The sequence below is a fragment of the Stenotrophomonas sp. YJH_SMC_14-1 genome, assembly GCF_059372275.1.
Map to the genome: position 1 here is coordinate 12,037 of NZ_JCAFVK010000008.1, position 14,934 is coordinate 26,970.

At 67.1% G+C, this 14,934-nt stretch carries 6 protein-coding genes; 5 read left to right on the forward strand and 1 reads right to left on the reverse strand.

All coding sequences use genetic code 11. The annotated features are described in order from the left end of the window. Window positions 1-32 precede the first annotated feature (32 nt). The 3 genes from glyS to AC5P9P_RS16250 all read left to right on the forward strand — a co-directional run bounded on the left by glyS (window position 33) and on the right by AC5P9P_RS16250 (window position 8,015). On the forward strand, window positions 33-2,108 hold the full coding sequence (gene glyS / locus AC5P9P_RS16240; protein WP_495227387.1) for a glycine--tRNA ligase subunit beta: 2,076 nt from the start codon (window positions 33-35) through the stop codon (window positions 2,106-2,108). A 256-nt stretch (window positions 2,109-2,364) separates the two neighbouring features. Beyond that, on the forward strand, window positions 2,365-4,161 hold the full coding sequence (locus tag AC5P9P_RS16245; RefSeq protein WP_005414924.1) for an autotransporter assembly complex protein TamA: 1,797 nt from the start codon (window positions 2,365-2,367) through the stop codon (window positions 4,159-4,161). Continuing rightward, window positions 4,158-8,015 carry a translocation/assembly module TamB domain-containing protein gene (locus tag AC5P9P_RS16250; RefSeq protein WP_495232955.1) on the forward strand — a complete coding sequence of 1,286 codons (3,858 nt, stop codon included), beginning with the start codon at window positions 4,158-4,160 and terminating at the stop codon, window positions 8,013-8,015. Before AC5P9P_RS16245 ends, AC5P9P_RS16250 begins: the two co-directional genes overlap by 4 nt. Window positions 8,016-8,082: 67 nt before the next feature. Here the strand turns inward: AC5P9P_RS16250 and AC5P9P_RS16255 are convergent, their stop codons facing one another. After that, window positions 8,083-8,796 carry a GIY-YIG nuclease family protein gene (locus AC5P9P_RS16255; protein ID WP_197629166.1) on the reverse strand — a complete coding sequence of 238 codons (714 nt, stop codon included), beginning with the start codon at window positions 8,794-8,796 and terminating at the stop codon, window positions 8,083-8,085. A gap of 297 nt (window positions 8,797-9,093) precedes the next feature. On the opposite strand from AC5P9P_RS16255, the gene AC5P9P_RS16260 reads away from it, so the two are divergent. After that, window positions 9,094-11,241, forward strand: a complete 2,148-nt coding sequence (locus tag AC5P9P_RS16260) for a S46 family peptidase (RefSeq protein ID WP_049403620.1) — start codon at window positions 9,094-9,096, stop codon at window positions 11,239-11,241. A gap of 135 nt (window positions 11,242-11,376) precedes the next feature. Next, complete coding sequence (locus AC5P9P_RS16265; RefSeq protein ID WP_043034414.1) at window positions 11,377-14,823, forward strand: hybrid sensor histidine kinase/response regulator; 3,447 nt, start codon at window positions 11,377-11,379, stop codon at window positions 14,821-14,823. The last annotated feature ends 111 nt before the right edge of the window (window positions 14,824-14,934 follow it).

The following is a 14,934-nucleotide window of genomic DNA, read 5'->3' on the forward strand; positions in this document are numbered from 1 at the left end:
GCGCGCTGCGCCCCCACCACAGGATCGAACCGATGAGCCAACTGTCCCCCCTGCTGATCGAACTGGGCACCGAGGAACTGCCGGTCAAGGCGCTGCCGGGCCTGGCCCAGGCGTTCTTCGACGGTGTCGTCGAAGGCCTGCGCAAGCGCGGCGTCGCGCTGGAACTGGACGATGCGCGCCCGCTGTCGACCCCGCGCCGACTGGCCGTGCTGCTGCCGGGCGTCGGCCTGGAACAGCCGGAGCAGCACAGCGAAGTGCTGGGCCCGTACCTGAACATCGCGCTGGACGCCGAAGGCCAGCCGACCAAGGCGTTGCAGGGCTTCGCCGCCAAGGCCGGGATCGACTGGACCGCGCTGGAGAAGACCACCGACAACAAGGGTGAGCGCTTCGTGCACCGCGCGGTGACCCCGGGCGCGAGCACCGCCAGCCTGCTGCCGGAGATCCTGCGCGAGGCGATCGCGGCGATGCCGATTCCCAAGCCGATGCGCTGGGGCGACCACGCCTGGGGCTTCGCGCGCCCGGTGCACTGGCTGGTGCTGCTGCACGGCGCCAACGTGGTCGAGGCCGAACTGTTCGGCCTGCAGGCCGGCCGCGTCAGCCGTGGCCATCGCTTCCACCATGACCAGGCGGTGTCGCTGGCGCAGCCGCAGGACTACGTTGAAGCGCTGCGCGCCGCGTTCGTGCTGGTCGACCCGAGCGAGCGCCGCGCGCGCATCGTCGCCGAGGTCGAGGCCGCTGCGGCCAAGGCCGGTGGCAGCGCCCGCATCACCGACGACAACCTGGAGCAGGTGGTGAACCTGGTCGAATGGCCGTCGGCGGTGCTGTGCAGCTTCGAGCGCGCGTTCCTGGCGGTGCCGCAGGAAGCGCTGATCGAGACGATGGAGATCAACCAGAAGTTCTTCCCGGTGCTGGATGCCGCAGGCACGCTGACCGAGAAGTTCATCGGCATCGCCAACATCGAATCGAAGAACGTGGCCGAAGTGGCCAAGGGCTACGAGCGGGTGATCCGTCCGCGTTTCGCCGATGCCAAGTTCTTCTTCGACGAGGACCTGAAGCAGGGCCTGGTGTCGATGGGTGAGGGGCTGAAGACGGTGACCTACCAGGCCAAGCTGGGCAGCGTGGCCGACAAGGTGGCGCGCGTGGCTGCATTGGCCGAAGTGATCGCACCCCAGGTTGGCGCCGATGCCGCGCAGGCCAGGCGGGCTGCCGAACTGGCCAAGAACGACCTGCAGTCGCGGATGGTCAACGAGTTCCCGGAGCTGCAGGGCATCGCCGGCCGCCACTACGCCGTGGCCGGTGGCGAATCGGCCGAGGTGGCGCTGGCCATCGACGAGGCCTACCAGCCGCGCTTCGGTGGTGATGACATCGCGCTGTCGCCGCTGGGCAAGGTGCTGGCGATTGCCGAGCGCGTCGACACGCTGGCCGGTGGCTTCGCCGCAGGCCTGAAGCCGACCGGCAACAAGGACCCGTTCGCCCTGCGCCGCAACGCGCTGGGCCTGGCCCGCACGATCATCGAAAGCGGCTTCGAGCTGGACCTGCGCGCGCTGCTGGCCAGCGCCAACGCCGGCCTGGCCGCACGCAACGTGCAGGCCGACGTTGGCGAGCTGTACGACTTCATCCTCGACCGCCTGAAGGGTTACTACGGCGACAAGAACGTGCCAGCCACGCACTTCAATGCGGTGGCCGAACTGAAGCCTGTCTCGCTGTATGACTTCGACCGCCGCCTGGACGCGATCGGCACCTTCGCCGCGCTGCCGGAAGCCGGGGCGCTGGCTGCGGCCAACAAGCGCATCCGCAACATCCTCCGCAAGGCTGAAGGCGACATTCCGGCCCAGATCGACCCGGCGCTGCTGCAGGAAGACGCCGAGCGCGCGCTGGCTGAAGCGGTCACTGCGGCCATCGACGACACCGGCGCCAGCCTGCATCAGAAGGATTACGTGGCGGTGCTGGCGCGCCTGGCCCGCCTGCGTCCGCAGGTCGATGCGTTCTTCGACGGGGTGATGGTCAATGCGGAAGATCCGGCGCTGCGTGGCAACCGCCTGGCGCTGCTGACGATGCTGGGCGAGCGCCTGGGCAAGGTGGCAGCGATCGAGCATCTGTCGAGCTGATGCCCGTATCGGTAGTGCCGGCCGCTGGCCGGCATTGCCACCGCGCATCGCATCGACCTGTGGATTGCCGGCCAGCGGCCGGCACTACCGGAACACCGTCGGCGGATGTCCATCGGGATCATTGCCGGCATCGCGCAGGATGCCGGCATCCTCGCCTGCGATCACGAGGATCGCCCCAAAGGCGCGTATTTTGACCGCCACTTAACAACCGATCCCGAATGACGTGATGCATTTCGCATCGTCACCTTCGGTCGGTATGCTGTGCCGCATGCAGCCAAAGAAATACGCCCTGCCGCTGATGGTCCTGTCGCTGGCCGCCACCTCCGTGGCCCACGCGCGCGGCACCATCGACAAGGTGGACATCAAGGGATTGGACAAGGGCGACGACGCCGCAATCATCGAGAACATCCAGGAATCGCTGTCGCTGTACGACACGATCGGCAAGGAACAGGGCGAATCGCGCCTGGAGTACCTGCTGTCACAGGCCGAGCGGCAGACCCGCCAGGCACTGGAACCCTTCGGGTACTACAACCCGGTGATCAAGGTCGAGGCGCCGCGTGAGGACGAGCATGTGCGGGTGCTGATCCATGTCGACAAGGGCACCCCGGTGACCGTTCGCCGTGAGCACATCGACATCACCGGGCCGGCGATGTATGACCAGTACCTGCAGGATGACCTGGCCGCGTTCAAGCCCCGCAAGGGCCAGCGCTTCGAGCACACGCAGTACGAAGCCAGCAAGATCACCATCACCCGTCGCCTGGCCGAGCGTGGCTACTTCGATGCCGACTACACCCAGCGCCAGGTGCAGATCACCCGCGCCGACAACGCAGCCGACATCGACCTGACCTGGGACAGCGGCCGCCGCTACAACATGGGGCCGGTGCGTTTCGAGCAGGATTACTTCGTCGACAAGCTGTTCGACCCGCTGGTGTACTGGGAACAGGGCAGCTACTTCCACGAGGGCAAGCTGGACCGGCTGCGCGAGTCGCTGACCAAGCTGGACTACTTCAGCGTGATCGACATCCAGCCACGGCCCGACCAGGCCGATGCCAACGGCGAAGTGCCGGTGGATGTGAAGCTGACCCGCGCCAAGCGCACCATCTATACCGCGGGTCTGAGCTATGGCAGCGAGAGTGGCCCGGGTGTGCGCGGCGGCATCGAGCGGCGGTTCCTGAACAACCGCGGGCACAAGATGAACACGCAGCTGGACTATGCGCAGAAGCGCAAGAGCCTGGTGACCAGCTACCGCATCCCCGCCTTCAACTGGCTTGACGGCTGGTACACCTTCGCCGCCAGTGCGTATGACGAGCAGACCGATTACATCGACCTGCGCAACTTCAAGCTGATCGCCAGCCGCAGCGGCGAGATCAACGAGCACTGGACCGCGATCGCCTCGATCAACGCACTGCGCGAGCGTTGGCGCTATGCCTCCGGCACTGAATTCACCGATGCCGTCTACAACACCTCGACGCTGGTGTACCCGCAGATGGTTGCCGACTACGTCAACGTCGACGACGAGATGTTCCCGCGCAAGGGCATCAGCGGTACTGCGACGATGCGCGCCGGTGTGGAGGGCGCGGGTTCGGACACCAGCTTTGTACAGGCCAACGCCGTGCTGCGCTGGTACATCCCGGTGGGTGAAAGCAACCGCCTGATCCTGCGCGGCGAGGGGGGTACCACCTGGACCAGCGATCTGGTGGCGATGCCGCCGAGCCTGCGCTACTTCGCGGGTGGTGACCGCAGCATCCGCGGTTACGCCTACCGCGAAGTCGGCCCGCGCACACCCAAACCCGACAAATACGCGCTGGGCGCCAAGAACCTGGTGATCGGCTCGGCCGAGTACGAGCACTACTTCAATGGCGGCCCGTGGGGCGCGGCGGTGTTCGTCGATACCGGCAGCGCATTCGACAACACCATTGATCTGCACACCGGCGTCGGCTTCGGCGTGCGCTGGAAATCGCCGGTGGGCCCGGTGCGCGTGGATATCGCGCATGGCCTGAACAATCCGGATTCGCAGTTCCAGCTTTACCTCAACATCGGAGCGGACCTGTGAGCACGCCCGCACCCACCCCGAACACGCCGCCGCCGCGCGTGCGTTTCTACCGCCGCCGCCGCTTCTGGGCGTGGTCCGGCGTGGGCGTGATCGGCCTGGTGCTGCTGGCGTTGCTGGCGGTGTACTGGCTGCTGCAGACCGTGGCCGGCCGCGATGTGCTGCTGGCACAGGTGGTGGCGCGGCTGCCGGTGGGCGCCAGCTTCACCTGGGACAAGGTGGACGGCCCGGTGGCCGGTCCGCTGACCCTGTACAACGTCGACTTCCGCTACGACGACATCCATTTCCACGCCGAGCGCGCGCACCTGGAGCCGGACCTGCGCCCGCTGCTGGGCCGCAAGCTGCTGCTGGACAAGCTGGAGCTGACCAACGCGACGCTGAACCTGGCCAAGAGTGACGAGCCGTTCAAGCTGCCGTCGTGGCCCGATTCGCTGCCGCAGATCGAAATGCCGCTGGCGATCCAGGCCGATGCCATTGCCATCGACGGCTTCCGCATCAGCCAGGCCAACGAGCCGGTGATCGACATCAGCCGTGTGCGGGGTGGCATCGAGATCGCCAACGGCGAGTTCCAGGCGCACAAACTGGTCGTGGACAGCGACATGGGCAATTTCACCGCCCAGGGCCGCTACATCCCGGCCAAGGACTACGACACCGACGTGACCGTCACCGCAGTGTTGCCGGCCCCGCGTGGCCGTACCGCAGCGACGGTGGGGCTGGTGGCACGCGGTGACCTGGCGCACATGGAAGTGGCCGTAGCCGGGCGCGCGCCGAAGCCGCTGCACGCGATGCTGGTGTTCGATGGCCGCACCGATCCGAGCTGGAGCGCCAGCATCCGCAGCGACGAACTCGATCTGGCGCTGCTGTCGCCGGCACTGGCCAGCTCGGCGATCGCACCACTCGCACTGGACTTCACCGCGGCTGGCAAGGGCGGCAACGCCAACCTGCGTGGCAAGGTGAAGCAGGGTGATCAGGAGCTGGAGCTGGCACCGTCGGTGGTGTCGCTGCAGGACCAGGTGCTGAAGGTGTCGCCCCTGCTGGTGAAAGGGCTTGGCGGTGAGGCACGGCTGGAAGGCACCGCCGACTTCAGCCAGGAAGATCAGCAGAAACTCAATTTCTCGGTGGTCGCCCATGACCTGACCTACGTGCCGGCGCCCGATCCGAACGCGGCCGGCAGCGCACCGGTGCCGGTCACCCTGAAGGAAGCGCGCTTCGGCCTGGCCGGTACCTTGAAGGCGTGGGCCGCGATCGGCCGTGCCGATGTCGAACGCGAAAAGCAGAAGGCACAGCTGCAGTTCGACGTACGCGGCAATGACCAGGCCGCGTCGATCCACCAGCTGCAGGCGCAGACGCCGGGTGGGCAGCTGCAGGTGGAAGGCCAGGTGGCGTGGGCACCGCAGCTGGACTGGGATGCCAAGGCCACGCTGAAGGACTTCGACCCCGGCTATTTCGTGCCGGGCTGGAACGGCCGCCTGTCCGGCAACCTGGCCTCCAAGGGCCGCCAGCTGCCGCCGCCGGCAAACGCGCCGCCGGGCACGGCCGGCACGCTGGAAGCCACCGTCGACCTGCCGTCGCTGAAGGGCATACTGCGCCAGCGCAATCTCGACGCACAGGGCAAGTTCGCGCTGCAGGGCGCGCAGGGCCAGGGCGATCTGAAGCTGTCGCTGGGCAGCAGCCGGGTGACCGCGTCGGGCAAGGTCGGCGACCGCCTCGACATCGACGCGCGTTTCGAACCGCTGCAGCTGAGCGATCTGCTGCCCGGCGCCGATGGCGGCCTGCGTGGACAGGTACAGGTGAAGGGCCCGCGCGATGCGCCGGACATCACCGCCGACCTGGTCGGCAACAACCTCAACTGGGACGGCTACGGCGCCGAGAGCGTGAGCATCAAGGGCCACCTGCCATGGCGCGGCGACAGCGGCACGCTGGCGGTGCAGGGCCAGCAGGTCAACGCCGGCATGCTGCTGGAACGCTTGAACGTGGATGCGCAGGGCAGTGTCTCCAACCTGCGCCTGGCGGCGCAGACCCGCAACGAGATGGGCGCGATCGAGCTGCAGGGCAGCGTGCGCCAGCAGGGGGCGCAGTGGCGTGGCGAGCTGGCCTCGCTGCGCATCGCACCGGTGAAGGGTGATGCGTGGTCGCTGCGTGCACCTGCGGCGTTCGCGATCAACGGCAGCACCTACACCCTGTCCGAAGCCTGCCTGGCCGCCGCCAGCAGCGGCGCGCTGTGCGCACAGGCCAACTGGCCGCGCGAAGGCCTGGTGGTGCGCAGTGACGCGCTGCCGCTGGCGCTGGTGCAGCCGTGGCTGCCGCCGCAGTCCGGCCGCCGCGTCTATCTGCGCGGCGATGTCAGCCTGGACGCGCAGATCCGCCCGCGTGGCAATGCCTGGGAAGGCCATGTAGAGGTGCGCTCGAAGGAAGGCGGCGTGCGCCTGGGCGAGAACCGCAACACCGTGGGGGATACCACCCGCGGCGAGCTGGTGCGTTATGACCAGTTCTCGCTCAAGCTCGACATGACCCCGGCCAGCATCAAGGGCTACCTGGGCATGGGCTTCCAGGGCAACGGCTTCGTCGATGCCAGGATGCAGACCGGCTGGGAGGCCAGTGCGCCGCTGAACGGCGAGCTCTACCTCAACATGTCGCGGCTGTACTGGCTGGAGCTGTTCTCGCCGGACATCGTGCGCCCGACCGGCCTGATCGAGGGCCACGTCAGCCTGCGCGGTACGCGCGGGCAGCCGTCGCTGGGCGGCGACGCGCAGCTGAGCAACTTCAAGGGCGAATTCCCCGCGCTGGGCCTGACCTTCGACCAGGGCAAGGGCAGCTTCGTGGCCCAGCCCGACGGTTCGGCAAAGATCACCGCGCAGGCCAACTCGGGCCAGGGCACGCTGTACGTGGATGGTGGCCTGTCGTGGTTTGGTGATGCACAGCCGCTGCAGCTGAAGATCCACGGCGAGAACGTGCTGCTGTCCAACACCAGCGAGCTGCGCATCGTCGCCAACCCCAACCTCGACTTCACCCTGGCCAAGGCGGCGATGGAGCTGCGCGGCACCGTGCACGTGCCCGAGGCCGACATCGATCTCGAACGCCTGGATCGTGGCACCTCGGTGTCCGAGGACGTGGTGGTGCTGGACCCGGCCGACCCGGAAGAGTCGCGCACCTCGCCACTGGACATGGACCTGACCGTCAGCCTCGGTGACAAGGTGAAGATGACCGGCTTCGGCCTGAAGGGCGCACTGACCGGCAAGATGCAGGTCTGGGCCAAACCTGGCCGCGAAATGACCGCCAATGGTGGCCTGGAAGTGAGTGGTCGCTACAAGGCATACGGGCAGGACCTGACCATCACCCGTGGCAACCTCACCTGGAACTACAACGCGGTGTCCGACCCGCGCATCAACATCCGTGCCGAGCGCCGGATCGGTGATGTCACCGCCGGCATCGACGTGACCGGGCGTGCACAGCAGCCGCGCGCGGACGTGTGGTCCGAGCCGGCGATGTCGCAGTCCGAGGCACTGGCCTACCTGGTGCTGGGGCGCAGCCTGACCGGTGCCAGCAGCGACCAGGCCCAGCAGGTCAACGCGGCCTCGGCGGCGCTCTCGGCTGGCAGCGGCCTGCTGGCGTCGCAGCTGGGCGCCAAGCTGGGCCTGGACGATGCCGGCGTGAGCCAGTCGCGCGCGCTGGGCGGCTCGGTGATCGGTGTTGGCAAGTACATCTCGCCCAAGCTGTACGTCGGCTACGGCGTGTCGCTGGTTGGTGCCGGTTCGGTGATCACGCTGAAGTACCTGCTGCGCCGCGGCTTCGACGTGGAAGTGGAGTCGAGCACGGTGGAAAACCGGGGGTCGATCAACTGGCGGCGGGAGAAGTAACCCGCCGCCTTTTCTCCGGTAGCGCCGGACCCTGCCGCGCCCGATTCATGCGAGAGATTCGTGTTGGTCAGTTGTCTTTGGCCAGCTGTAAAGAAGCGCGGCGCTCAAGTTCGTCCAATGATCGCCCGTCAGCCGATTTCCAGTCGTCCCATCCGTTGGATGGTCGTCCAAGCAGACAACCAGAGGCGGCGCTGGGAGATCGGAACTGATGATCCTGAGTGAATCGGATGTTTCGGCCGTCTTCGATGATTACTTTCTCGGCGAGCAGCTGCTCTCGAACCGCTCTGGAAGCGGCGCCGAAGGACGCGACGACCTCCCGACGCCCCACAGATCCTTTGAGGACAACCATTCCTTCGCTGCCGTAAAGTCCCTTCGCTTCCGTATCAGGGCCTTTGCAGAGAAGTTCTGTTGCTTGGCTTCTATCTGCGAGTGGTTTGAACGGTGTGTAGCCCAATGTAGCCAGCAAGACGGAAGCTGTCTCGTGTATCTCTTGGCAATCGGCTTCCAGCGGAGGCGGCGTATGGGGCCGAGATCCTCCATTGACGTTCTCTAGCCGGAAACGTGCGGCTTTCCGTGCCTCCTGAATGGAATGCCATTCCAGATAGCCGACATGGGTACTGGTGAAAGCATTGGTTAGGGAAAGTACGGCAACAGCCCGATTCCAGGAATCACGAGTACCTTGATGCGTGTACAGGCGATCTTTGAGTGCCCCAGTTTGGCCGATGTACATTGAAGGCGAACTTTCGTCATCCTCACTTCCAAACAGGAAGTAAAGTCCCACTTGCGTTGACTCCGGCATTTCCAGAAATCGGGACAGCAACTTTCTAGGAATCTCCACGGCTCGCACTGTTCGCGTGGTGATCTCGGCAATCCGGATGCCAGTTGGATCGCCATGTGGGAGAAAGATCTGGATTGTTTGGGGTCGGGAATTCAAAGAGCACGCCCTGCGTGATTCCGGATTCAATAGCGTATCCGGCGGCGTGCGACGCGAAAAGGCAGTACCCCCAACCATCGGCCGTTGCCCCATCCGGCCCCAGCGGCTATGGTCCCGGGCTGTTCTGTCGTACCGGATTGCCTCATGTCATCACGCAAAGCCCTTCCCACCGCCCTGGCCCTGGGCCTGACCCTCGCCGCCGGTGCCCACGCCGATGAAGGCATGTGGATGCCGACGCAGCTGCCGGAGCTGGCCAAGCCGCTGCAGGCCGCAGGTTTCAAGGGCAATCCGGCCGACCTGGCCAATGTCACCGCGCCGCCGCTGAGCGCCGTGGTGCGCGCCGGTGGTGGTACCGGTTCGTTCGTGTCCGCCGACGGCCTGCTGCTGACCAACCACCACGTGGCGATGGGCGTGATCCAGTACAACAGCTCGCCCGAGCACGACCTGATCACTGGTGGCTTCATCGCCAACGGCCGTGCCGACGAGCGCCCGGCCAACCCGGACTTCCGCGTGCTGGTTACCGTCGGCTTCGACAAGGTGACCGACCAGGTGCTGGCGCAGGCCCGTGGCAAGACCGGCCGTGCCTACTTCGACGCCGTGGACGCGGCCAGCAAGCAGATCGTGGCCGAGTGCGAGAAGGACGGCAGCGTGCGCTGCTCGGTGGCCAACATGTACTACGGCACCGATTTCTACCGGATCGCCCAGCTGGAACTGAGCGACGTGCGCCTGGTGTACGCGCCGCCGCGCGCGATCGGCAACTACGGCGACGAGATCGACAACTTCATGTGGCCGCGCCACACCGGTGACTTCACCCTGCTGCGCGCCTACGTGGGCAAGGACGGCAAGCCGGCCGCCTACAGCAAGGACAACGTGCCCTACCAGGCGCCGGCACACCTGCAGATGTCGGTGGAAGGCCCGAAGGAAGGCGACTACGCGATGCTGGCCGGTTACCCGGGCATCACCTACCGCCATCGTACCGCGGCCGAATTCGCTGGCCAGATCGATACCGTGCTGCCGCGCCGCGTATCGGTGTTCCAGCAGATGATCGACACCATCGAGGCCGCCAGCGCCAAGGATGCACAGGCGCGCACCCGCTACGCCTCGCAGCTGCAGTCGTTGAAGAACAACCGCAAGCGCGCTGCCGGTGAGCTGGAAGGCCTGCTGCGCAGCGACGCCAAGGCCCAGCGTGCCGCCGACGAGACGGCGATGCTCGCTGCCACCGACCGCAAGTACCAGGGCGACATCAAGGCGTTGCTGGCCAACCTGTCGCAGGGCGCGGCGGTGGGCGAGCGCGACCTGCTGCTGGAGCAGATGGCCGCGCAGAGCCAGCTGCTGCGTTCGGCGTTGCTGCTGGAGCGCCTGCGCATCGAATCGGCCAAGCCGGACGCGCAGCGCGAAAGCGGCTACCAGCAGCGCGACCAAGCGATGATCGAAGGCGTGCTCAAGCAGGTCCAGCGCCGTTACGCACCGGAGGTCGAGAAGGCGCTGCTGACCACCCTGCTGACCCGCTACCAGCAGCTGCCGGACGCGCAGCGCGTGGCCGAGTTCGACGCGGCCTTCGGCCGTACCCCGCAGCAGCTGGCCAAGGCGCTGGACACCCTGTATGCGGGCACCCAGCTGGGTGACGAGGCGCAGCGCCTGTCGCGTTTCGCTGCCGCACGCGAAGGCAAGGCGCTGGCCGCCGATCCGCTGATCGCCGTGGCCGGCCCGCTGGTGGCCGCGCAGCTGCGCATCGAGAACGAGAGCAAGACCCGCGAAGGCGAGCAGCTGCGCCTGCGCCCCGCCTACATGCAGGCGCTGTTCGCCTGGCGTGCCAAGCAGGGCCGCGCCGTGTACCCGGATGCCAACCGCACCCTGCGCATCAGCTACGGCAAGGTCGAGGCGCTGCACCCGCGCGATGGCGTGACCTACTCGCCGGTGACCACCGTGGCCGGCATCGTCGAGAAGAACACCAACGCCTATCCGTTCGATGCGCCCAAGCCGCTGCTGGCGGCGATTGCCAAGGGTGACTTCGGCAGCACCGCCGCCCCGGCGCTGAAGACCCAGACGGTCAACTTCCTGACCAACCTGGATACCACCGGCGGCAACTCCGGCTCGCCAGTGCTCAACGCCAAGGGTGAACTGATCGGCCTGAACTTCGACAGCAACTGGGAATCGGTCAGCGCCAGCTGGTGGTTCGATCCGCGCTACAAGCGCGCTGTGCACGTGGACATGCGCTACCTGCGCTGGCTGCTGGCCAAGGTCTACCCGGCGCCCGAGCTGCTGAAGGAAATGGGCGTGCCGGCCCAATAAGAAGCCGGCCACGACCAACGGTCGTGGCCCGCACCGCGTAGGCCCCCACCTTGGTGGGGGTGGTTGCTCCCAACGAGCCCGCACCCCCGGCCATGCCTGGCCTACACTGCGGGTTCTTCCGACGGAAACGCACGCGTGGTCTCCAGCTGGATCTTGCTGCTCGTCTCGGTTGCCTATGCAGCGCTGCTGTTCGGCGTGGCGTGGTGGGGTGACCGCCGGCCGATGTATCCCGACCGGCCGTGGCTGCGGCCGGTGGTGTACAGCCTGGCGCTGGCCGTGTACTGCTCGTCGTGGACCTTCTACGGCGCGGTGGGTACGGCCGTGCGCAACGGCATCGGCTACCTGCCGATCTATATCGGTCCGTTGCTGCTGCTGTTGTTCGGCTGGCGCATCATCGAACGCCTGGCGCTGATCGCCCGCAGCCAGAACGTGGTCTCCATCGCCGATTTCATCTCCTCGCGCTTCGGCCGCTCGCGGCGGTTGGCCGCACTGGTGGCGATCATCGCCCTGATCGGCATCATTCCGTACCTGGCCCTGCAGTACAAAGCGGTGGCGATGAGCCTGCAGGTGCTGACCGGCAACAGCGGCCCGACCGGCTTCTTCACCGATCCGGCGCTGTACGTGGCGCTGCTGATGGCGCTGTTCGCCACCCTGTTCGGCACCCGCCAGGTCGACGCCACCGAGCACCACCACGGCATGATGCTGGCGATCGCCTTCGAATCGGTGATCAAGCTGCTGGCGATGCTGGCCGTGGGCGTGTTCGCCTACCTGTGGCTGAGCAACCGCACCGATGCGGTGGTCGAGTCGGTGCATACGCTGTTCACCGGCCTGCCGCCGGTGGGCTTCATCTCGCAGACCCTGCTCAGCTTCCTGGCCATCATCTGCCTGCCACGCCAGTTCCACGTGGCCGTGGTCGAGTGCGGTGACGTGCGCGACGTACGCCGCGCGCGCTGGATGTTCGGTGGCTACCTGGTACTGATCTCGGGCATGGTGCTGCCGATCGCCACCGCCGGCGTGACCCTGTTCGGCACCGGCGGCAGCGTCGCCGACGACTCGATGGTGCTGGCCCTGCCGCTGGCCGAAGGCCGCAACGCGCTGGCGCTGATTGCCTATGTGGGCGGCTTCTCCGCCGCCACCGGCATGGTCATCGTGTCGTCCATTGCGCTGGCCACCATGGTCAGCAACGACCTGGTGATGCCGGTGCTGCTGCGCCGCAGTGGCGACCATCAGGAAGCCGCCGACGTTGCCTCGCGCGTGCTGTGGATCCGCCGCCTGGCGATCCTGCTGCTGGCGCTGATGGCGTACAGCTACTACCGCACCAGCAGCAACGACAGCACGCTGGCCTCGTACGGCCTGATGGCGTTCGCGGCAGTGGCGCAGTTCGCGCCCGGGCTGATCGGCGGCCTGTACTGGCGCGGCGCGAGCCGGCGTGGTGTCGAGGTGGGCATGCTGCTGGGCTTCGCCACCTGGCTGTACACCCTGCTGCTGCCGGCGATGACCATGGCCGGCTGGGTCGATGCTGGCTGGGTGCAGCACGGCCCGTTCGGCATCGAGTGGCTGCGCCCGCAGCAGCTGTTCGGCATGACCGGCTGGGACCCGCTCACCCATGGCACGTTCTGGTCGCTGCTGGTCAATGCGGCGACGATGATGCTGGTGTCCGCACGCTGGCGGCCCGGTGTGGACGAGCGGCTGCGCGCCGCGCCGTTCCTCGACCCGTATGCCGAGCGCCCGTCGGTGGCCGGTGGCTGGCCCGGTCATGTGCATGTGGGCGACCTGCTGGCACTGGCTTCGCGCGTGGTCGGCGAGCGCCATGCGCGGCGCTCGTTCTTCGAGCAGGCACAGTCGCTGGGCCGCGAGCTGCAATCCTCGGCGCCGGCCGACCGGCCGTGGGTGCAGTTCACCGAACGCCTGCTGGCCGCGTCGATTGGTGCGGCCTCGGCGCGCCTGCTGCTGACCAGCCTGCTGCGCGGCTCGGGCATGGACCTGGGCGAAGTGGTGGCGGTGCTGGACGAAGCCGGGCAGGAACTGCGCTTCAACCGCGAGATCCTGTCGACCACGCTGGAGAACATCAGCGCCGGGGTCAGCGTGGTCGATCCGGACATGCGCCTGACCGCATGGAATCGTCGTTACCAGGACATGTTCGGCTACCCCGACGGCATGCTCTACGTAGGTCGCCCGGTGGCCGACCTGATCCGCTACAACGCCGAGCGCGGCGAGCTGGGCGAGGGTGATATCGAAGTCCAGATCAATCGACGCATCGGCTACATGCGCGCGGGGTCACCGCACGTGTTCGAGCGCACCCGCAGCGATGGCAAGGTGATCGAGATGCGTGGCCAGGCGCTGCCCGGCGGCGGTTACGTGACCAGCTACAACGACATCACCGACTACAAGCACGCGGAAAAGGCCCTGCTGGAAGCCAACGAAACGCTGGAACAGCGCGTGGCCGAGCGTTCGCATGAGGCCGAGGTCGCGCAGCAGTCGAAGACCCGCTTCCTGGCGGCGATCAGCCATGACGTGCTGCAGCCACTGAACGCCGCACGCCTGTTCGCTTCCGCGCTGCGCGACAGCGATCACGTGAGCGATGAGCAGAAGCACCTGGCCGAGCGTGTGGATGCGTCGTTGCGTGCGGCCGAAGAGCTGCTCGATGGCCTGCTGGATGTGTCGCGGCTGGATGCCGGTGGCCTGCACCCGGTGATCGGCGAGTTCGACGTGAGTGCGTTGATGCGTGAGCTGGCCGCGCAGTACACCCCGGTCGCCGCCGGCCGTGGCCTGCGCCTGGACCTGTTCGCGCGACCGGCATGGGTGCGCAGTGATCGCCGCCTGCTGCGCCGCGTGCTGCAGAACTTCCTGGCCAATGCGCTGCGTTACACCCGCCAGGGACGCATCGTGCTGGCCGTGCGCCAGCGCGGCGACGAAGTGGAGCTGCAGGTCTGGGATACCGGGCCCGGCATTCCCGAGCACCACATGCGGCAGATCTTCGACGAGTTCCACCGCTACCAGCAGCCGTTCGACTGGGGCGAGCAGGGCCTGGGTCTGGGCCTGTCGATCTGCCAGCGCATCTCGCGTCTGCTTGACCATCGCCTCAATGCGCGCAGCCGGGTTGGCAAGGGATCGATGTTCTCGATCATCCTGCCGCGGGTGGCACCATTGCCGGGTTACACCGAACTGGCCACGCCGGTACAGGCGGTGGCCGCACCGGTACGCAGCGATTCGCTGGCGGGCCTGCGCGTGCTGTGCGTGGACAACGACGAGGAGATCCTCGACGGCATGCGCGCACTGCTCGGCCGTTGGCAGGTGCAGGTGATCACGGCATCGACGGTGGATCAGGCGTTGGAGAAGGTGGCCGAGCGGCCGCAGGTGATGCTGGTGGACTACCACCTGCACGACCGCATGGACGGCCTGGATGCGTTGGTGGCGCTGCGTGAAGCCGCCGGTTACCCGCTGCCGGGTGCGCTGCTGACCGCCGATGGTCGCGACGAGCTGAAGCGGATGGCGCGCGAGCGTGGCTATCGCGTGCTGACCAAGCCGATCAAGCCGGCCTCGCTGCGCGCCTTCCTCGGCGCGCTGCGCGACGCGCAGTAGTGCCGGCCGCTGGCCGGCAACCACGACGTGAAACCATGCCAGGCAAGCCTGGCATCTACCAAAGCTTCATCGGCCTGGCAGTAGATCCACGCCATGCGTGGATGTGACGTC